At 35.1% G+C, this 18,655-nt stretch carries 32 protein-coding genes; 1 reads left to right on the top strand and 31 read right to left on the bottom strand.

The annotated features are described in order from the left end of the window. Positions 1 to 218: 218 nt before the first annotated feature. The 29 genes from rplQ to rpsJ all read right to left on the bottom strand — a co-directional run bounded on the left by rplQ (position 219) and on the right by rpsJ (position 14,174). A complete protein-coding gene (gene rplQ, locus HMPREF2737_RS00300; RefSeq protein ID WP_011275144.1) occupies positions 219 to 590 on the bottom strand; it encodes a 50S ribosomal protein L17 in 372 nt (123 codons plus the stop codon). A 21-nt stretch (positions 591 to 611) separates the two neighbouring features. Further along, positions 612 to 1,556 carry a DNA-directed RNA polymerase subunit alpha gene (locus HMPREF2737_RS00295; RefSeq protein WP_011275143.1) on the bottom strand — a complete coding sequence of 315 codons (945 nt, stop codon included), beginning with the start codon at positions 1,554 to 1,556 and terminating at the stop codon, positions 612 to 614. An 83-nt stretch (positions 1,557 to 1,639) separates the two neighbouring features. Beyond that, a complete protein-coding gene (gene rpsK / locus HMPREF2737_RS00290; RefSeq protein ID WP_000101625.1) occupies positions 1,640 to 2,029 on the bottom strand; it encodes a 30S ribosomal protein S11 in 390 nt (129 codons plus the stop codon). A gap of 22 nt (positions 2,030 to 2,051) precedes the next feature. Next, entirely contained in the window at positions 2,052 to 2,417 is a 366-nt protein-coding gene (rpsM, locus tag HMPREF2737_RS00285) for a 30S ribosomal protein S13 (RefSeq protein WP_011275142.1), read from the bottom strand. Positions 2,418 to 2,439: 22 nt separating this feature from the next. Next, entirely contained in the window at positions 2,440 to 2,553 is a 114-nt protein-coding gene (rpmJ, locus tag HMPREF2737_RS00280) for a 50S ribosomal protein L36 (RefSeq protein ID WP_001829709.1), read from the bottom strand. Between the two features lie 31 nt (positions 2,554 to 2,584). Beyond that, the gene (infA, locus tag HMPREF2737_RS00275) at positions 2,585 to 2,803 is read right to left on the bottom strand and encodes a translation initiation factor IF-1 (protein ID WP_001829792.1); all 219 of its coding nucleotides are present in this window, start codon (positions 2,801 to 2,803) and stop codon (positions 2,585 to 2,587) included. A 198-nt stretch (positions 2,804 to 3,001) separates the two neighbouring features. Next, entirely contained in the window at positions 3,002 to 3,652 is a 651-nt protein-coding gene (locus HMPREF2737_RS00270; protein WP_011275141.1) for an adenylate kinase, read from the bottom strand. 18 nt (positions 3,653 to 3,670) lie between these two features. Next, complete coding sequence (gene secY / locus HMPREF2737_RS00265; RefSeq protein ID WP_011275140.1) at positions 3,671 to 4,963, bottom strand: preprotein translocase subunit SecY; 1,293 nt, start codon at positions 4,961 to 4,963, stop codon at positions 3,671 to 3,673. Next, on the bottom strand, positions 4,963 to 5,403 hold the full coding sequence (rplO, locus tag HMPREF2737_RS00260) for a 50S ribosomal protein L15 (protein WP_037549736.1): 441 nt from the start codon (positions 5,401 to 5,403) through the stop codon (positions 4,963 to 4,965). The genes secY and rplO overlap by 1 nt, the downstream gene beginning before the upstream one ends. 19 nt (positions 5,404 to 5,422) lie before the next feature. Further along, positions 5,423 to 5,602: a 50S ribosomal protein L30 gene (gene rpmD, locus HMPREF2737_RS00255; RefSeq protein ID WP_011275138.1), complete on the bottom strand. Its 180-nt coding sequence runs from the start codon at positions 5,600 to 5,602 to the stop codon at positions 5,423 to 5,425. A gap of 16 nt (positions 5,603 to 5,618) precedes the next feature. Beyond that, positions 5,619 to 6,119, bottom strand: coding sequence for a 30S ribosomal protein S5 (gene rpsE / locus HMPREF2737_RS00250; protein ID WP_011275137.1), 501 nt, complete (start codon positions 6,117 to 6,119; stop codon positions 5,619 to 5,621). Between the two features lie 20 nt (positions 6,120 to 6,139). Further along, complete coding sequence (gene rplR / locus HMPREF2737_RS00245; RefSeq protein ID WP_011275136.1) at positions 6,140 to 6,502, bottom strand: 50S ribosomal protein L18; 363 nt, start codon at positions 6,500 to 6,502, stop codon at positions 6,140 to 6,142. A gap of 31 nt (positions 6,503 to 6,533) precedes the next feature. Continuing rightward, positions 6,534 to 7,070, bottom strand: coding sequence for a 50S ribosomal protein L6 (gene rplF / locus HMPREF2737_RS00240; protein WP_011275135.1), 537 nt, complete (start codon positions 7,068 to 7,070; stop codon positions 6,534 to 6,536). A 24-nt stretch (positions 7,071 to 7,094) separates the two neighbouring features. Beyond that, positions 7,095 to 7,493, bottom strand: coding sequence for a 30S ribosomal protein S8 (gene rpsH / locus HMPREF2737_RS00235; RefSeq protein WP_037549739.1), 399 nt, complete (start codon positions 7,491 to 7,493; stop codon positions 7,095 to 7,097). Positions 7,494 to 7,524: 31 nt separating this feature from the next. After that, a complete protein-coding gene (locus HMPREF2737_RS00230) occupies positions 7,525 to 7,710 on the bottom strand; it encodes a type Z 30S ribosomal protein S14 (RefSeq protein ID WP_001140799.1) in 186 nt (61 codons plus the stop codon). 22 nt (positions 7,711 to 7,732) lie between these two features. Then, positions 7,733 to 8,272, bottom strand: coding sequence for a 50S ribosomal protein L5 (rplE, locus tag HMPREF2737_RS00225; RefSeq protein WP_037549744.1), 540 nt, complete (start codon positions 8,270 to 8,272; stop codon positions 7,733 to 7,735). A gap of 25 nt (positions 8,273 to 8,297) precedes the next feature. Continuing rightward, positions 8,298 to 8,615, bottom strand: coding sequence for a 50S ribosomal protein L24 (rplX, locus tag HMPREF2737_RS00220; protein WP_033079619.1), 318 nt, complete (start codon positions 8,613 to 8,615; stop codon positions 8,298 to 8,300). Positions 8,616 to 8,650: 35 nt separating this feature from the next. Then, positions 8,651 to 9,019 carry a 50S ribosomal protein L14 gene (rplN, locus tag HMPREF2737_RS00215; RefSeq protein WP_002466492.1) on the bottom strand — a complete coding sequence of 123 codons (369 nt, stop codon included), beginning with the start codon at positions 9,017 to 9,019 and terminating at the stop codon, positions 8,651 to 8,653. Positions 9,020 to 9,050: 31 nt separating this feature from the next. After that, a complete protein-coding gene (gene rpsQ, locus HMPREF2737_RS00210; protein WP_011275131.1) occupies positions 9,051 to 9,314 on the bottom strand; it encodes a 30S ribosomal protein S17 in 264 nt (87 codons plus the stop codon). A 26-nt stretch (positions 9,315 to 9,340) separates the two neighbouring features. After that, entirely contained in the window at positions 9,341 to 9,550 is a 210-nt protein-coding gene (gene rpmC, locus HMPREF2737_RS00205; RefSeq protein WP_011275130.1) for a 50S ribosomal protein L29, read from the bottom strand. After that, a complete protein-coding gene (gene rplP, locus HMPREF2737_RS00200) occupies positions 9,540 to 9,974 on the bottom strand; it encodes a 50S ribosomal protein L16 (protein ID WP_002432945.1) in 435 nt (144 codons plus the stop codon). The genes rpmC and rplP overlap by 11 nt, the downstream gene beginning before the upstream one ends. A 2-nt stretch (positions 9,975 to 9,976) precedes the next feature. Then, positions 9,977 to 10,630, bottom strand: a complete 654-nt coding sequence (gene rpsC, locus HMPREF2737_RS00195) for a 30S ribosomal protein S3 (RefSeq protein ID WP_011275129.1) — start codon at positions 10,628 to 10,630, stop codon at positions 9,977 to 9,979. A 23-nt stretch (positions 10,631 to 10,653) separates the two neighbouring features. Further along, on the bottom strand, positions 10,654 to 11,007 hold the full coding sequence (gene rplV, locus HMPREF2737_RS00190; protein WP_001829734.1) for a 50S ribosomal protein L22: 354 nt from the start codon (positions 11,005 to 11,007) through the stop codon (positions 10,654 to 10,656). A gap of 27 nt (positions 11,008 to 11,034) precedes the next feature. Continuing rightward, positions 11,035 to 11,313, bottom strand: coding sequence for a 30S ribosomal protein S19 (gene rpsS / locus HMPREF2737_RS00185; RefSeq protein ID WP_070650027.1), 279 nt, complete (start codon positions 11,311 to 11,313; stop codon positions 11,035 to 11,037). A gap of 64 nt (positions 11,314 to 11,377) precedes the next feature. Next, the gene (gene rplB / locus HMPREF2737_RS00180; RefSeq protein WP_011275128.1) at positions 11,378 to 12,211 is read right to left on the bottom strand and encodes a 50S ribosomal protein L2; all 834 of its coding nucleotides are present in this window, start codon (positions 12,209 to 12,211) and stop codon (positions 11,378 to 11,380) included. A 39-nt stretch (positions 12,212 to 12,250) separates the two neighbouring features. After that, the gene (rplW, locus tag HMPREF2737_RS00175; protein WP_011275127.1) at positions 12,251 to 12,526 is read right to left on the bottom strand and encodes a 50S ribosomal protein L23; all 276 of its coding nucleotides are present in this window, start codon (positions 12,524 to 12,526) and stop codon (positions 12,251 to 12,253) included. Further along, positions 12,526 to 13,149, bottom strand: coding sequence for a 50S ribosomal protein L4 (gene rplD, locus HMPREF2737_RS00170; RefSeq protein ID WP_037549747.1), 624 nt, complete (start codon positions 13,147 to 13,149; stop codon positions 12,526 to 12,528). The genes rplW and rplD overlap by 1 nt, the downstream gene beginning before the upstream one ends. 26 nt (positions 13,150 to 13,175) lie before the next feature. After that, positions 13,176 to 13,838 (bottom strand): 50S ribosomal protein L3, encoded by a 663-nt coding sequence (rplC, locus tag HMPREF2737_RS00165; protein WP_037549751.1) that lies wholly within the window; start codon positions 13,836 to 13,838, stop codon positions 13,176 to 13,178. Between the two features lie 27 nt (positions 13,839 to 13,865). Continuing rightward, a complete protein-coding gene (rpsJ, locus tag HMPREF2737_RS00160; RefSeq protein WP_015900978.1) occupies positions 13,866 to 14,174 on the bottom strand; it encodes a 30S ribosomal protein S10 in 309 nt (102 codons plus the stop codon). Positions 14,175 to 14,552: 378 nt separating this feature from the next. On the opposite strand from rpsJ, the gene HMPREF2737_RS00155 reads away from it, so the two are divergent. Further along, positions 14,553 to 14,948: a hypothetical protein gene (locus HMPREF2737_RS00155; RefSeq protein WP_037549754.1), complete on the top strand. Its 396-nt coding sequence runs from the start codon at positions 14,553 to 14,555 to the stop codon at positions 14,946 to 14,948. A gap of 43 nt (positions 14,949 to 14,991) precedes the next feature. On the opposite strand, the gene HMPREF2737_RS00150 is transcribed toward HMPREF2737_RS00155, so the two are convergent. Together HMPREF2737_RS00150 and HMPREF2737_RS00145 are read right to left on the bottom strand one after the other, a co-directional pair. Then, entirely contained in the window at positions 14,992 to 16,326 is a 1,335-nt protein-coding gene (locus HMPREF2737_RS00150) for an NCS2 family permease (RefSeq protein ID WP_037549757.1), read from the bottom strand. Between the two features lie 113 nt (positions 16,327 to 16,439). Continuing rightward, a complete protein-coding gene (locus HMPREF2737_RS00145) occupies positions 16,440 to 18,575 on the bottom strand; it encodes a DNA topoisomerase III (RefSeq protein WP_037549759.1) in 2,136 nt (711 codons plus the stop codon). Between the last annotated feature and the right edge of the window lie 80 nt (positions 18,576 to 18,655).

Here is an 18,655-nt window from a genome sequence, read left to right as displayed (position 1 = left end):
TCTTAGTATTATACATAATAATTTTTTGGTTGAATAGAAACTAATTGCTTCTTTGAAAATAAAAAAGCGCGCACCCCATCATATTTTAGTTGAGTTCACGCTTTGAAATATATTTAATTGATGGGGCACTCTGAGCTAGACAATATTTGTATGTGGCAAACATTATCGTTGCACTCATTTGCTTTACATATAAGTAGTTAGTGTATTTATATCTTGAATTAATCTACTAATTCGATGATAACTGATTCAGCACCGTCTCCGCGACGAGGACCTACTTTAAGAATACGAGTGTAACCACCTTGACGTTCTGTATAACGTTCAGCAATTTCACCGAATAATTTTTGAAGTGCAGTTTGTGTAGTTTCATCTTCATTTAAGATTTCAACATTACGTAATGTTTTTGCAGCATTACGACGAGAAGCTAAATCTCCTTTTTTACCTAAAGTGATTAATTTCTCAACAACACTACGAACTTCTTTTGCACGAGCTTCTGTAGTTTCAATGCGCTCACTAACGATAAGTGAAGTAGCTAAGTCACGTAACATAGCTTTACGTTGATCAGAAGTACGACCTAATTTTCTGTAACCCATGAGTTGACCTCCTTTAACTTATTAATCTTCTTTTCTTAATCCTAATCCTAAATCTTCTAATTTATATTTAACTTCTTCTAGAGATTTACGACCTAAATTACGAACTTTCATCATATCAGCTTCAGATTTATCAGCTAACTCTTGAACTGAATTGATTCCTGCACGTTTTAAACAGTTGTATGAACGTACTGATAAGTCTAATTCTTCAATAGACATTTCAAGTACTTTTTCTTTTTGATCTTCTTCTTTTTCAATCATGATTTCAGCATTTTGAGCTTCATCTGTAAGACCTACAAAAATATTTAAATGTTCAGTCAAAATCTTAGCAGCTAATGATACTGACTCTTGTGGAGTGATTGAACCATTAGTCCAAACATCTAAAGTTAATTTATCAAAATCACTACTTTGACCGACACGTGTGTTTTCAACTGTATAGTTAACACGTTCAACTGGTGAGTATAGTGAATCAACAGGAATTACACCGATTGGTAAATCACTAGTATTATTTTGTTCTGCTAATGCGTAACCTCTACCCTTATTAGCAACTAGACGAATTTTTAAATGTCCACCTTTAGACACTGTTGCGATTTTAAGTTCTGGATTTAGAACTTCTACATCACTATCGTGAGTAATGTCACTTGCAGTAACTTCGCCTTCATCTCGAACATCGATTTCTAATGTTTTATCTTCTTCAGAATAAATTTTAAGTGCTAATTTTTTGATGTTCATAATAATTGTAGAAACATCTTCAACAACATTATCTATAGCTGAGAATTCGTGTAAAACACCTTCGATTTCAATGTACTTAACGGCTGCACCTGGTAATGAAGATAGTAGGATACGACGTAAGGAGTTTCCTAGTGTAGTACCGTAGCCACGTTCTAGTGGTTCAACAACGAACTTACCGAATTTAGCATCTTCACTAATTTCAATTGTCTCAATTCTAGGTTTTTCAATTTCTATCATTTACAAAAATCCTCCTTAATTACGTCGACTTAATTTTAAACTGTTTCGCTCAGTGACCTGTAACAATAACAATCTATTATAAATTAGACGCGACGACGTTTTGGTGGACGACAACCGTTATGAGGTACTGGAGTAACGTCTCTGATTGCAGTTACTTCTAAACCAGCTGATTGTAATGCACGGATAGCTGATTCACGACCTGGTCCAGGTCCTTTTACTGTTACTTCAACAGTTTTTAAACCATGTTCCATTGCAGATTTTGAAGCAGTTTCAGAAGCCATTTGAGCTGCGAATGGTGTTGATTTTTTAGATCCTTTGAAACCTAATGCACCAGCTGATGACCAAGATAAAGCATTACCAAATTCATCAGTGATAGTTACGATTGTATTGTTGAATGTTGAACGGATGTGAGCCACACCATTTTCAATATTCTTTTTAACTCTACGTTTACGAGATACTTGTTTACGTGCCATTTATATTTGCCTCCTTTACCTATTATTTTTTCTTGTTAGCTACAGTTTTTACTGGGCCTTTACGAGTACGTGCGTTGTTTTTAGTTTTTTGACCGCGAACTGGTAAACCACGACGGTGACGGATACCACGGTATGAAGAAATTTCCATTAAACGTTTAATGTTTAAGTTTTGTTCACGACGTAAGTCACCTTCAACTTTATAACTGTCAACAACTTCACGAATACGACCTAATTCATCATCTGTTAAATCTTTTACACGTGTGTCTGCTGATACGTTAGCTTCTTCAACGATTTTTTTAGCTGTTGAAGTACCAATACCATATACATATGTTAATGAGATAACAATGCGTTTTTCACGTGGGATATCTACTCCTGCAATACGTGCCATATATATTTACACCTCTCTTTTATTAACCTTGTCTTTGTTTGTGCTTAGGATTGTCACAAATTACCATTACTTTACCTTTACGTTTAATGACTTTACATTTTTCGCAAATTGGTTTAACTGATGGTCTTACTTTCATTTTTATACCTCCCTATATTATGGAGTGACGATTATTTATAACGATAAGTAATTCTACCGCGTGATAAATCATACGGAGACATTTCTACAGTTACTTTGTCGCCAGGTAGAATACGAATATAATTCATTCTAATTTTACCACTTACGTGAGCTAAAATCTCATGACCATTTTCTAATTCTACTTTAAACATAGCATTTGGTAAAGTATCTAATACTGTACCTTCTAATTCAATTACATCCTGTTTCGCCATTGATTAACTTCCTCCCTTTTTACAATAGTAAGGTAATCGTCAATAGACAACTTAAACGATACGAATCTAATATAGTGACTAGTTAAAATAAGTTTAACAAAATGCGGGAATTATTATCGTCATTCGACACTCAGAAAATTAATTCTTGCCAGAGAAACCTAATCAAATTCACATAAATCTAGACCGTATTTAGTTGATCTATTTTAATTGATCTAAGATATCAATGACATCTTTGGTTACATCGTCAATATCTTTCGCACCATCAATGTTTTTTAGCACACCTTTTTCATTATAGTACTCTAAAATAGGTTTTGACTGTTTAACATTAACGTTTAAACGATTAGATACTGTTTCAGGATTATCATCTTCGCGTTGATAGAGCTTTCCACCATCGATATCACAAATACCATCAACCTTTGGAGGATTAAATACAAGATGATAAGTCGTACCACATTTTTCACAGATACGACGACCTGTAAGACGATTCATTAATTCTTCCTCAGGAACTTCGATGTTAATGACAGCATCGATGTTTCTACCAAGCTCAGACATAATATCATTTAACGCCTCAGCTTGATCGATTGTTCTTGGGAAGCCATCTAATAAAAATCCTTTTTTTGCATCGTCTTCAGATATTCTTTCTTTAACGATACCTACAGTAACTTCATCAGGGACTAATTCTCCACGATCCATGTAAGATTTAGCTTCTTTTCCTAAATCTGTTTCATCTTTAATCGCTTTTCTGAACATGTCACCAGTAGATATATGTGGTATTGGGAATTTCTTAACAATTTCACTCGCTTGAGTTCCTTTACCTGCGCCAGGTAAACCCATTAAAATGATATTCATAAATTGCCCTCCTACAAATTATCTACCACCAAAGCCTTTATATTCTTTTTGACTCACTTGAGCTTCAAGTGATTTCATAGTTTCAATTGCGACACCAATTACGATTAATAAACTTGTACCACCAATTTGTATAGATTGAGGTAAACTCATGAATTTAGTCGCTAATATTGGTAATATCGCAATGACTGCTAAGAAAATAGAGCCGACAAAAGTTAAGCGATAAAGTACTTTAGTAATATATTTTTTAGTTTGTTCACCAGGTCTAATACCTGGAACGTAACTACCTTGTTTCTTCAAGTTATCAGCCATTTTTTCAGGATTAACTTGAACAAAGGCATAGAAATACGTAAATGCGATAATTAATACTACATAAACAATCATGCCATAAGTGTTTGAAGGGTTAGCATATTCAGATATAGTTTGCGCCCAATCAGCTTTAGGGAAGAACAATGTTAATGTTCTTGGCAATAAGAAAAATGCCATCGCAAAGATTACTGGAATCACCCCTGCAGAGTTAACTTTTAAAGGTAGATAAGTTGCTTGTGATCCTAATCTTTGTGCAGACTGTTTTTTAGCATATTGGATAGGAATTTTACGTTTCGCTTCTAGTACATAAATAGCACCAATTGTGAGTAAAACTAATCCTACTATTAAACCAATAACCTTTAACCATGCCAATGTAGTATCATCATTACCAACGAATGCTTGTTGCACGAATTGAATAATTGATGAAGGCAAAGTTGATAAAATACCCGCAAAGATAATGATAGAAATACCATTACCGACTCCGAATTGAGTGATTTGATCACCAAGCCAAATTAGAAATGCAGTTCCTGCTGTTAAAACAACGGCAATCAATAAATAACTCATAATAGATTGGTGAATAATTAATTTACCACCTAAATAGTTATTAAATTGGAATGCCATACCAATTGACTGTATAAAAGCCAAAATGATAGCGAAATAACGTGTTACATTGCTAAGCTTTCTTTTACCTACTTCACCTTGTTTCGCCCATTCAGAGAATTTCGGAACAATATCCATTTGTAGTAATTGCATTACGATAGATGCGGTGATGTAGGGCATGATGCCCATAGCAAATATTGAAAAGTTCTTTAAGGCTCCGCCACCAAACGTATTAAGAAGAGCGGCGACTCCTTGATCAGAACCTTGTTGTTCAAAAGGCTCAGGGTTAACACCTGGAGCCGGAATGTAAGTTCCTATTTTGAATATAACTAACATTGCTAAGGTAAAGAAAATCTTGTTTCGAACTTCTTTAGTTTTAAAGAAGCTCACAAGCGTTTGAAACATTAGATCACCTCGTGTGCTCCACCTTTTGCATCAATTGCTTCTACTGCTGAAGCTGAGAATTTATGAGCTTTCACTGTCAATTTTTTATCAAGTGAGCCATTACCTAGTACTTTGATACCAGATTTTTCATTCTTAACTACACCAGTTTCAACTAATAAAGCTGGAGTTACTTCAGTACCATCTTCAAATTTATTAAGTTGGTCTAAGTTAACAATAGCATATTCTTTACGATTAATGTTAGTGAAACCACGTTTTGGTAAACGACGGAATAAAGGTAATTGTCCACCTTCAAATCCAGGTCTTACGCCACCACCTGAACGTGCTTTTTGACCTTTTTGTCCGCGACCACTAGTTTTACCGTTACCAGAACCAGCACCACGGCCAACGCGGTTACGTACATGACGTGAACCTTCAGCTGCTTTTAACTCATGTAATTTCATTATATAGGCACCTCCTTAATTATTTTTCTTCTACTGTCAATAAGTGTCTAACTTTGTTGATTTGCCCACGGATAGCAGGGTTATCTTCAACTACTACTGAACTATTAGTCTTTTTTAGACCTAAAGCTTCAACAGTTTTACGTTGTGTTTCAGGACGACCAATAACACTACGAGTGAGGGTAATTTGTAATTTAGCCATTATCTATTTTCCCTCCTTAATTATATAATTCTTCTACTGATTTGCCGCGTAATTTAGCAACATCTTCAGCATTTTTAAGGTTTTGTAAACCATTGATTGTAGCACGAACCATATTGATTGGTGTGTTAGATCCTAATGATTTACTTAAGATATCAGTGATACCTGCTAATTCTAATACGGCACGAACTGGACCACCAGCGATAACTCCTGTACCAGGTGCAGCTGGTTTCATGAATACGCTACCTGAACCATAACGGCCAGTGATAGTGTGAGGAGTAGTTCCTTCAACACGTGGAACAACTACTAAATCTTTTTTAGCTGCTTCAACAGCTTTTTTGATAGCTTCAGGTACCTCTTGAGCTTTACCAGTACCGAAACCTACACGACCATTTTTGTCTCCAACTACTACTAATGCAGTGAAACGGAAACGACGACCACCTTTAACAACTTTAGCAACACGGTTGATTGTTACAACGCGTTCTTCAAATTCTTTCGTTTCTTCTTCTCTACGAGCCATGTATTTGTCCCTCCTTTAAATTAAAATTCTAATCCGCTTTCTCTAGCAGCTTCTGCTAAAGCTTTTACACGACCATGGTATAAGTAACCGCCACGATCAAATACGATTTCTTTAATACCTTTGTCTGATGCTTTTTTAGCAATTGCTTCGCCTACTTTAGTAGATAAATCTACTTTAGAAGTTGAATCGCTTGCGATATCTTTATCTTTTGATGAAGCTTGAACTAAAGTTTCGCCTTTAACATCATCGATAATTTGTGCATAAATGTGTTTGTTTGAACGATATACATTTAAACGTGGTTTTTCAGCTGTACCTGATAATTTAGTACGCACACGAGCATGTCTTTTCAAACGCACTTTGTTTTTATCAATTTTACTGATCATTGTATTACTCCTTTCTTAAGAGAGTTATCTATTATTTACCTGTTTTACCTTCTTTACGGCGAACATATTCACCTTGGTAACGGATACCTTTTCCTTTGTAAGGTTCTGGAGGTCTTACTGAACGGATATTAGAAGCAATTGCTCCAACTTGTTCTTTAGATACACCAGATACTCTAACAGTTGTGTTTTTCTCTACTGCGAAAGTAATGCCATCTTCAGCTTTAATTTCAACAGGGTGAGAGTAACCAACGTTTAATACTAAGTCACTACCTTGCATTTGAGCACGGTAACCTACACCAACAAGCTCAAGTGTTTTTTCGAAACCTTGAGAAACACCTTGTACCATATTATTTAATAAAGCACGAGTTGTACCATGAACTGTTCTATCTTCTTTAGACTCAGTAGGTCTTACAACTTCGATAGTGTTTTCTTCTTGTTTGAAAGTCATTCTTTCGTTAAATGTTCTAGTTAATTCACCTTTTGGACCTTTTACAGTAGCAGTATGACCATCAAAAGTTACTGTAACGTCGCTAGGGATGTCAATAATTTTCTTACCAACACGACTCATGTTATGGCACCTCCTTATTTATTATTACCAAACGTATGCGATAATTTCTCCGCCAACGTTACGTTTTCTAGCTTCTTTGTCAGTGATAACACCTTCAGAAGTTGAAACTAATGCAATACCTAAACCATTTAATACTTTAGGTACTTCGTTTGCTTTAGCATATACACGTAAACCAGGTTTAGAGATACGTTTTAATCCTGTGATAACACGTTCATTGTTTTGACCATATTTTAAGAATAAACGAATAATACCTTGTTTATCATCTTCAACGTATTCTACGTTTTTAATGAAACCTTCACTTTTTAAGATTTCAGCAATTTGTTTTTTAATGTTAGACGCAGGTAATTCTAGTTTCTCGTGACGCACCATGTTTGCGTTTCTTACACGAGTAAGCATATCTGCGATTGGATCTGTCATTGTCATTGATTGTTGCCTCCTTTCAGACTCTTATATATTACCAGCTAGCTTTACGTACGCCAGGGATTTGCCCTTTGTAAGCTAATTCACGGAAACAAATACGGCATAATTTGAATTTACGATATACAGAATGTGGACGACCACAACGTTCACAACGAGTATATTCACGTACTGCATATTTTTGTTTTTTCTGTTGCTTAGCAACCATAGAAGTTTTAGCCACTTAATTAGCCTCCTTTTAGAGATTATTTACGAAATGGCATACCGAAGTTTGTTAACAATTCACGAGCTTCCTCGTCAGTGTTAGCAGTTGTTACGATAACAATATCCATTCCTCTTACTTTACTTACTTTATCATAGTCGATTTCTGGGAAAATTAATTGTTCTTTAATTCCTAAAGTGTAGTTACCACGACCATCGAATGCTGTTTTAGAAACACCTTGGAAGTCACGTACACGAGGTAATGAAACTGCGATTAATTTATCTAAGAATTCATACATTCTTTCTCCGCGAAGTGTAACTTTCGCACCGATTGGCATACCTTCACGTAAACGGAATGTTGCAACTGATTTTTTTGCTTTTGTTACTAATGGTTTTTGACCAGTGATTAATTCTAATTCTTCTACAGCGGTATCTAACACTTTAGAGTTTTGAACTGCATCACCTACACCCATATTTACAACGATTTTTTCGATTTTTGGTACTTCCATTACAGAACTATAGTTGAATTTTTTTACTAAGTTTTCAGTAACTTCAGTATTGTATCTTTCTTTTAAACGGTTCAAAGTGGATCCTCCTTTCAACTAGTTATTAATTATTAGTTTTGATTTCTTCGCCAGATTTTTTAGCGATGCGAACTTTTTTACCATCAACAAATTTGTAACCAACACGAGTAGGTTCGTTTGTTTTAGGATCTAATAATTGTACGTTAGAAACATGGATTGCTGCCTCTGTTTCTAAGATTCCACCTTCAGGATTTAATTGAGTTGGTTTTTGGTGTTTTTTAATAACATTAACACCTTCCACAACGACACGGTCTTTTTTAGGTTCAGTAGCAATTACTTTACCTTCTTTACCTTTGTCTTTACCTGCGATAACTTTTACGTTGTCACCTTTTTTGATATGCATGTGGGCACCTCCTTAAATGATTTGGTTTTTATAAATTAAAGTACTTCTGGTGCTAATGAAACGATTTTCATGAAGTTACCTTCACGTAATTCACGAGCAACAGGACCAAAGATACGAGTACCACGTGGGCCTTTGTCATCACGAATAATGACACATGCATTTTCATCAAACTTGATATAAGAACCATCATTACGGCGAACGCCTGATTTAGTTCTAACGACAACAGCTTTGACTACGTCACCTTTTTTAACAACGCCACCTGGTGTTGCATTTTTAACAGTACATACGATAACATCGCCGATGTTCGCTGTTTTGCGACCAGATCCACCTAATACTTTAATTGTAAGAACTTCACGAGCACCAGAGTTGTCTGCTACTTTTAAACGAGTTTCTTGTTGGATCATTAGTTAAACCTCCCTTATCTCTAATCTTGTATTAAATAATTACTGACTCTTCAACAATTTCTACTAAACGAAAACGTTTTGATGCTGATAAAGGACGAGTTTCTTGAATTTTAACAATGTCTCCTAATTTAGCTGAATTGTTTTCATCATGAGTTTTGTATTTTTTAGAGTATTTTACACGTTTACCGTATAATTTGTGTGTTTTGTAAGTTTCAACTAATACAGTGATAGTTTTGTCCATTTTGTCTGAAACAACTTTACCTACATAAACTTTACGATCGTTTCTTTCACTCACTTTTGTAACCTCCTGTTTCGAATTTATTATTGATTAGCTTTGCTTTCTTCGATTTCTCTTTCACGAGCAACAGTTTTTAGACGTGCAATTGTTTTTCTAACTGTACGAATACGTGCAGTTTCCTCTAATTGACCTGTAGCTAACTGAAAGCGTAGGTTAAAAAGTTCTTCTTTTGAAGATTTGATTTGTTCTTCGATTTCTGAAGTGGTTAAGTCTCTAATTTCCTTAGCTTTCATTTGTTTCACCACCCAATTCTTCACGTTTTACAAACTTAGTTTTCACTGGAAGTTTGTGACTTGCTAAACGTAATGCTTCACGAGCAACTTCTTCTGATACGCCTGCAACCTCGAATAAAATTCTACCTGGTTTTACAACAGCGATCCAGCCTTCAACGGCACCTTTACCAGCACCCATACGTACTTCTAAAGGTTTTTTAGTGTATGGTGTATGTGGGAAGATTTTAATCCAAACTTTCCCGCCACGTTTCATGTAACGTGTCATAGCAATACGAGCAGATTCGATTTGACGAGATGTGATCCAAGATGTTGTAGTAGCTTGTAATCCATACTCACCAAATGTTACATAATTACCGCCTTTTGAACGACCAGTTGTTTTAGGACGATGTTGACGACGATATTTAACACGTTTTGGTAGTAACATTATTATTTTCCTCCTTCACTAGTATTCTTAGTAGGAAGAACTTCACCACGATAAATCCATACTTTAACACCTAATTTACCGTAAGTAGTGTCTGCTTCAGCATGTGCATAATCGATGTCAGCACGTAAAGTATGAAGTGGAACAGTTCCTTCTGAATATTGTTCAGCACGAGCAATGTCAGCTCCGCCTAAACGACCTGATACTTGAGTTTTGATACCTTTAGCACCAAGTTTCATAGCTCTTGAAATAGCTTGTTTTTGTACACGACGGAATGAAGCACGGTTTTCTAATTGACGTGCAATATTCTCAGCAACTAAACGAGCATCGATATCAATTTTTTTGATTTCGATAACGTTGATGTGTACTTTTTTATCAGTTAAGTTGTTTAATTTATTACGAAGTTTTTCAATTTCTGATCCGCCTTTACCAATTACCATACCTGGTTTACCAGTGTGAATAGCAATGTTAATACGGTTAGCAGCACGTTCGATTTCAACGTGAGAAACTGATGCTTCTTTTAATTCGTTATCAATGAATTTACGGATTCTTAAATCTTCGTGTAAAAGTGAAGCGAAATCTTTTTCAGCATACCATTTAGCTTCCCAGTCACGGATGATTCCGACACGAAGTCCGATAGGATTAATTTTTTGACCCACAGTGTTCCCTCCTTAAATAGTTATTAAGCTTCTTTAGCTTCTTCTTTACCGTCACTTACGACGATTGTAATGTGGCTTGTACGTTTATTGATAGCACTTGCACGACCTTGTGCACGTGGACGGAAACGTTTTAAAGTTGGTCCTTCATTTGCATATGCTTCTTTAACAACTAATTCATCAGTGTTCATGTCATAGTTATGTTCAGCATTTGCTAAAGCGGACATTAATACTTTTTCAATTACTGGTGATGAAGCTTTGTTAGTTAATTTTAAAATAGCAATAGCTTCTCCAGCATTTTTACCTCTAATTAAGTCAAGAACTAATCTTACTTTACGAGGTGCGATTCTGATTGTTCTAGCAACCGCTTTTGCTTCCATTAGGATTTCCTCCTCTACTTCTATTTATTATCTTCTAGTTTTTTTATCGTCTGCAGCATGTCCTTTAAATGTACGAGTTGGAGCAAATTCACCTAATTTGTGACCTACCATATCTTCAGTTACATAAACAGGTACATGTTTACGACCATCGTATACTGCAAAAGTATGACCGATGAAATTTGGGAAAATTGTAGAACGACGAGACCATGTTTTGATTACTTGTTTCTTTTCACTTCCGTCTTGACCTTCTACTTTTTTCATTAGATGATCATCAACGAAAGGTCCTTTTTTAATACTACGAGCCATTTGGGCGCCTCCCTTCTTATTGTGTGCGTGCAGCAATTAAGCCGCACACCCAAATAAGTTGTTATTATTTTTTCTTACGTCCACGAACGATAAGTTTGTCTGATGATTTTTTACCACGACGAGTTTTCTTACCAAGCGTTGGTTTACCCCATGGTGACATTGGAGATGGTCTACCGATAGGTGCACGACCTTCACCACCACCGTGTGGGTGATCGTTAGGGTTCATTACTGAACCACGAACTGTAGGACGGATGCCTTTCCATCTAGAACGTCCTGCTTTACCAACATTAACTAATTCATGTTGTAAGTTACCAACTTGACCAATTGTAGCACGGCAAGTTGATAAGATCATACGAACCTCACCAGAACGTAATCTGATTAATACGTATTTACCTTCTTTACCAAGTACTTGTGAACTTGCACCCGCTGAACGAGCTAATTGTCCACCTTTACCAGGTTTTAATTCGATATTATGAATTACAGTACCAACTGGAATGTTTTGTAATGGTAATGCGTTACCAACTTTAATGTCAGCATCTGCACCACTCTCAACTACTTGGCCTACTTGTAATCCTTTTGGAGCAATAATATATCGTTTTTCACCATCAGCATATACTAATAAAGCAATGTTAGCTGAACGGTTTGGATCATATTGAATTGAATCAACTTTTGCAGTGATTCCATCTTTATTACGTTTGAAATCGATAACGCGATATTGACGTTTATGTCCTCCACCATGATGACGAACTGTCAATTTACCTTGGTTGTTACGACCCGCTTTTTTCGGTAGCGGTTGTAATAATGACTTTTCAGGAGTAGATTTCGTGATTTCTGCGAAATCTAAACTAGTCATATTACGACGACCATTTGTTATTGGCTTATACTTTTTAAGAGCCATTGTCGCTTACCTCCTTAATGGTAACTTTTATTTTATTGTTTAGTTGAATAAGTCAATTGAACCTTCTTTTAAAGTAACAATTGCTTTTCTTCTTTTGTTTGTATAGCCTTGGTAACGGCCCATACGTTTTTTCTTAGGTTTGTAGTTGATGATGTTTACATTTGCAACTTTAACGTCGAAAATTTCTTCAACTGCAATTTTAACTTGTGTTTTATTAGCACGAGTATCTACGTCAAAAGTATATTTATCTTCAGCCATTGCTTCAGAAGATTTTTCAGTGATTACGGGGCGCTTAAGAACATCTCTTGCTTCCATTATCCGAGCACCTCCTCAACTTTTTTCGCAGCTGATTCAGTAATAATAACACTGTCAGCGCTAGTAATATCTAAAACGTTTAATCCTTGAGCTGTACTAACTTGTACACCAGGAATGTTACGTGCAGATAATTCAACGTTTACGTCTTCACTATCGGTAACTACTAACACTTTTTTAGGTTGTTCAAGTGTAGTTAATACATTTTTGAATTCTTTTGTTTTTGGAGCTTCAAAACCAAAATTATCAACGATAGTGAAGCTGTTTTCTTTAACTTTGAAAGATAATGCAGAACGTAATGCTAAACGACGCATTTTCTTAGGCATTTTGTATGCATAGCTTCTTGGTGTTGGTCCAAATACGATACCACCACCACGCCATTGTGGAGCACGGATTGTACCTTGACGCGCACGTCCTGTACCTTTTTGTCTCCATGGTTTACGTCCGCCACCACGTACAGCTGAACGATTTTTAACTGCGTGAGTTCCTTGACGTAATGAAGCACGTTGTAAGTTAATTGCTTCGAAAAGAACACTGTTGTTTGGTTCAATAGCGAATACTGAATCGCTTAATTCAACAGAACCTGATTTAGATCCGTCTACTTTTAATACATCATAATTAGCCATTATGCTTTTCCTCCTTTCGCTACTTATTATTTATTACCTTTTTTAATTGAAGTTTGGATTTCTACGAAACCTTTTTTAGGTCCAGGCACGTTACCTTTTACTAAAATTACATTGTTTTCTGTATCAACTTGAACTACTTCTAAGTTTTGAACAGTAACTGTATTTCCACCCATACGTCCAGGCATTTTTTGGCCTTTGAATACTCTTGAAGCATCTGAAGCCATACCTACTGAACCTGGGGCTCTATGGAAATGAGAACCGTGAGCCATTGGTCCACGACCTTGGCCATGACGTTTAATAGCACCTTGGAAACCTTTACCTTTTGAAGTTCCTGTTACATCAATAATGTCTCCAGCTTCAAAAGTATCAACTGTGACTTCTTGACCTACTTCGTATTCATCAACATTAACGTTTCTGAATTCGCGAATGAAGCGCTTAGGTGCTGTGCCCGCTTTCTTAGCGTGACCTTCAGCTGGTTTATTAGCATATTTATTAGATTTAGCATCTTTTTTGTATGCTTTTTTGTCTTCAAAACCTACTTGGATAGCGTTATAACCATCTACTTCTTCAGTTTTCTTTTGTAATACTACGTTTTGACTTGCTTCTACTACTGTAACTGGGATTAATTCACCGTTTTCTCCGAATACTTGTGTCATCCCAATTTTTCTTCCTAAGATTCCTTTGGTCATCGAAAGTCCACCTCCTAAAATTTTCTATTATAATTTAATTTCGATGTCTACACCAGATGGTAAGTTTAATCCCATTAGGGCATCAACTGTTTTTGGTGTTGGGTTAACAATATCGATTAAACGTTTATGAGTACGTTGTTCGAATTGTTCACGTGAATCTTTGTACTTATGCACCGCACGAATAATTGTATAAACTGACTTTTCAGTTGGTAACGGGATTGGTCCAGAAACTTCTGCACCAGAACGTTTTGCAGTTTCAACAATTTTCTCTGCTGATTGATCAATCACACGGTGATCGTAAGCTTTTAATCTGATTCTGATTTTTTGTTTTGCCATAATTTTCCCTCCTTATTCGTCTACTTTAAAAGTGATAGACTTCTCCACGAAAACTATCTCACACAACGCCATGGCAAAGCGGCCGGGTGTGTCAGTAACCTTTCGCTTCATCGCTTTCATCAAGTCCAACATTAGATATGTTACAGGAAAAACAGTGATAAATCAAGGTTTTTCTGTAACTTTTTGTACTTTGTCTAACACATACCTAAGTATTGTACTTTAAATAGTTTTGTACATCAACCATTTTAAGTAAATTTTTCCCCTTTTTTTGTTTTTACTTTATAATGTATATAAGTTAAGTCTTAAATTAAGCTTTTACTATTATAATAGTAGGAATTTAAAATTTGTTTTTAATAAATAGTGGGAGGCGTATTTATATTGAAAAGAAATACTAAAGTAGCTCTTGCCCTAATAAGTTTCTTCTTATTAGTATGTGAATTTTTCTATGGCATTCCTTTTCTAGGCGGAAGCTTTATATTAGGTTTTGGTTGGCAACCATTGTTAATTAATGCTTTTTTATATCTCATACTAGCAGTTATTCTTTTAGTTGATAATCAAAATGCAATCAAGCCTATGTCAATTATTCCAATAATTGGTATTGTGGGATCTTTTGTTGCATTTATTCCAATTGTAGGAATGTTTGTTCATTGGGTGCTATTTTTCTTACTGGTCTTCTTTATTTTTATAGTATTGAGTGCACCTACCTATATTCGTAATAAAGATGCAAAAGTCATTTACACTCAGTACAAAGATGATCATTCAAATAAATGGTAAAAAAAGGACGATGTCTCTTAATAGAGCATCGTCCTTTTCCTTATTAACCGTGTACAAATACGAAATATAAAATAAATAGTACCATTAAGAAATACATAATTGGATGTACTTCTTTGTGTTTTTTTGTGATAAGCATAGTTATTGGATAAAATATAAATCCGCAAGCGATACCAGTCGCAATTGAATATGATAGTGGCATCATAATAATTGTTATAAATGCTGGAACTGCAACTTCAAATTTCTTCCAATTTATTTCTGCAAAGTTAGCTGCCATTAAAATCCCAACTACTACTAATGCAGGTGTTGTTACTGCACTTGTAACAATTTCAATTAACGGACTAAAGAATAATGCTAAAAGGAAACAAATCCCTGTCACGATACTAGCAAAACCTGTTCTCGCACCCACAGCTACACCAGAAGTAGATTCAATATAAGACGTAGTTGTTGTTGTGCCAAAAACGGCACCAACAATAGTAGCTAAAGAGTCAGCAAATAAAGCTCTACCTGCTCTAGGAAGCTTATTATCTTTCATAATACCTGCTTGAGTAGCTACTGCCACTAATGTTCCAGCAGTATCAAAGAAATCTATAAAGAAGAAAGTTAAAATTACAATTAAAAATTGAATCGTAAATAATTGACTTGGATCCTTAAAGGCTTCAAATGCAGCACCGAATGTTGGTGTTATACTAGGGATTTTACCAACTACGCCAGAAGGTGTTTGTATTAATCCAGTTATCATTCCAACTATAGAAGTTATAATCATACCTATAAAAATTGAACCTGGTACTTTTCTAGCATATAGAATAATTGTAATCGCAATACCAAAGATTGCTAATAAAACTGAACCTTTTGTTAAATGTCCTAATGTAACTAATGTTGAGTCATTTTTCACAATGATGCCAGCACTTTGTAAACCTACAAAGGTAATAAATAATCCTATACCAGCAGATACAGCCATTTTCATTTGATATGGAATAGCATTGATTATTATCTCTCGAAGACCGGTTGCTGTAAGTATCGCAAAGAATATACCTGAACAAAGCACGCCAGTTAAACCTATTTGCCAAGGAATTCCCATCGTTAAAACTACTGTAAAAGCAAAGAACGCATTAAGTCCCATTCCTGGCGCAAGTGCTATTGGATATTTTGCAATAAGTCCCATAAATAAAGAACCAACAAACGCTGCTAAAGCAGTTGCCACGAAAATAGCTCCTTGATCCATTTTCATGTCACCTGATACACCTTTAACTCCTGCTAAACTTAATACTTGAGGATTTACAGCTAAAATGTATGCCATTGATAAGAAAGTTGTGATACCACCGATTATCTCTTTCTTATAATTAGTATCATACTCGTCGAATTGAAAGTATTTTTTCACGGTTTTAAACTCCTTTTATTAAAATACTTTAATATTTTAATATTACTTTTCGAAAAACACAATAATAAAAACGAACTTTTTTACCAACAAATATGATTAAGTTCGATTTTAAACTATAATTTCAAGTTTTTTAATGCATCTTTAAACGGATTATTCTCAAGTGAATCCTCATTATTCATATACTTTTTCATTTCTTTTTTAGATACTTTGCCACTGGATTTATTTTTAAATCGTTTATCCATCTTTTCTTGTGTTTCAGTATGACCACAGACACATCGATAAACTGCATCTTTTCCACGTCCAAATAATGTCATTTTCTTCTTACAATTTGGACAACGTGCATTTGTCTTACGTTGGACATTCTTTTTAGTTTTACATGTAGGATCTTGACATACTAACATTTGTCCATTTTTAGTTTTAACTTTAATCATGAATTTTCCACATGTCGGACATTCAGTAGTAGTTAAATTATCATGCTTATACTTTTGCTCGCTATTTTTAATAGTATTTACAATCGATTGAGTAAATGTCTTCATTTCGTCAATAAAGTGTCGAGAATTATATCTTCCTTTTTCTATTAATAATAGTTTCTCTTCCCACTCGGCAGTTAATAATGGAGATGTTAATTCTTGAGGCGCTAAATCCAGAATTTGCTTTCCTTTAGATGTTACTTTGATTTTGCCATCTCTAGATTCGATTGCATTAAGATTAAATAGTTTCTCAATTATATCTGCTCTTGTAGCAACTGTGCCAATCCCTCCAGTTTGTCTCAATGTGTTAGCATGTTTCTTTTCTTTAAGTTGTATATAATTTTGGGGGTTCTCCATGGCTTTTAGCAATGAACCTTCGTTAAAGTAATCAGGTGGTGTTGTTTCATGTTCATTTACTTTTAAACTTTGAAGGTGATACTTTTCCCCTTTTTGAAAAGCAACTTTCTTTACCACATTATCACTGTTCATTTTAAGTGCTTTATAACCTAGTTGACGTGTGGCTTTTTCATTAAAAACGAAGATATGTTGGCCAACAGTAACATTAACTCTAACCGCTTCATATTCATGAGGTGCCATTAAAGATTCTAGGAACCTTTCAGCTACCATCATATATATCTTACTTTCTCTGTTACTCAAACTTTGCATATCCGGACGTACTTCTGTTGGAATAATTGCGTGATGATCTGATACTTTATGATTATTAAAAATCCGCATTTTACTTGAATAAGATTGCCCCAACAATGATTTGACTTGTGATTTATAGTCAGTTGATAATAAAGCATAAAGTCGTTCTTTAATAGTATCCACCATATCATCTGTTAAATAATTAGAATCTGTACGTGGGTAAGTAAGAACTTTATGGCGTTCATATAAATTTTGAATGGTATTAAGTGTTTCCTTAGGCCCCATTTTGTATCGTTGGTATGCCTCTTGTTGCAAATCAGTTAAGTTATACAGAGGCTTAGGATGACTTTTTTTAACTTTCTTTTCAACACTATCAACATTACCTTCTACATGTTCTATTTCATTAGCAATTTGAGTTGCGTCTTCTCTAGTCATGTGCTGCTTATTTGTCCTTAATTGGAAAGTTAATCCACCTATTTCAGTAGATAGAGTATAATATTTCTTCGGTTTAAAATGATTGATTTCTTGTTGTCTAGCATTAACTAATTGGATTGTTGGTGTTTGAACTCGACCCAATGATAATTGAGCGTCATATTTCGTCGTTAACGCACGTGTTGCATTGATACCCACAATCCAATCCGCTTCACTTCTAGCTAATGCTGCTTCATAAAGATGTTGAAATTCACGTCCGTCTTTAAGCTTTTTAAATCCCTCTTGAATTGCTTTTTTGGTTACGGAGCTAATCCACAAGCGCTTAATCGGTTTTTTATTATGAACTTTATCCAATATTAACCGTGCAACTAGTTCCCCTTCTCTTCCAGCATCAGTTGCTATAATAATTTCTTTCACTTTTTTATCTAAAATCAGTGACTTAACAGTTTTAAATTGTTTACTTGTTTTACTAATAACTACTGTTTGCATGTGCTTCGGTATGATAGGTAAATCTTCAAGTTTCCATTCCTTGTACGCTTTATCATAGTGTTCCGGCTGTGCATTAGTGACTAAATGACCCAATGCCCATGTGACAACATACTTTTCGTTTTCAATATATCCATTACGTCTTCCCTTTATGTTCATAGCTTCAGCTATATCTCTAGCTACGGATGGTTTCTCTGCCAAAATTAATGATTTCATAGAACTTTCCTTTCAATAAAAGATCTCTTAATACATGTATTTGATGTAAATACAATTGTAACACGATAGACAATAGTCTA

This window comes from Staphylococcus sp. HMSC069D12, from assembly GCF_001810405.1.
GTDB lineage: Bacteria > Bacillota > Bacilli > Staphylococcales > Staphylococcaceae > Staphylococcus > Staphylococcus haemolyticus.
The sequence above is the reverse complement of the archived record's forward strand: the minus strand, read 5'-3'. Positions and strand labels throughout refer to the sequence as shown.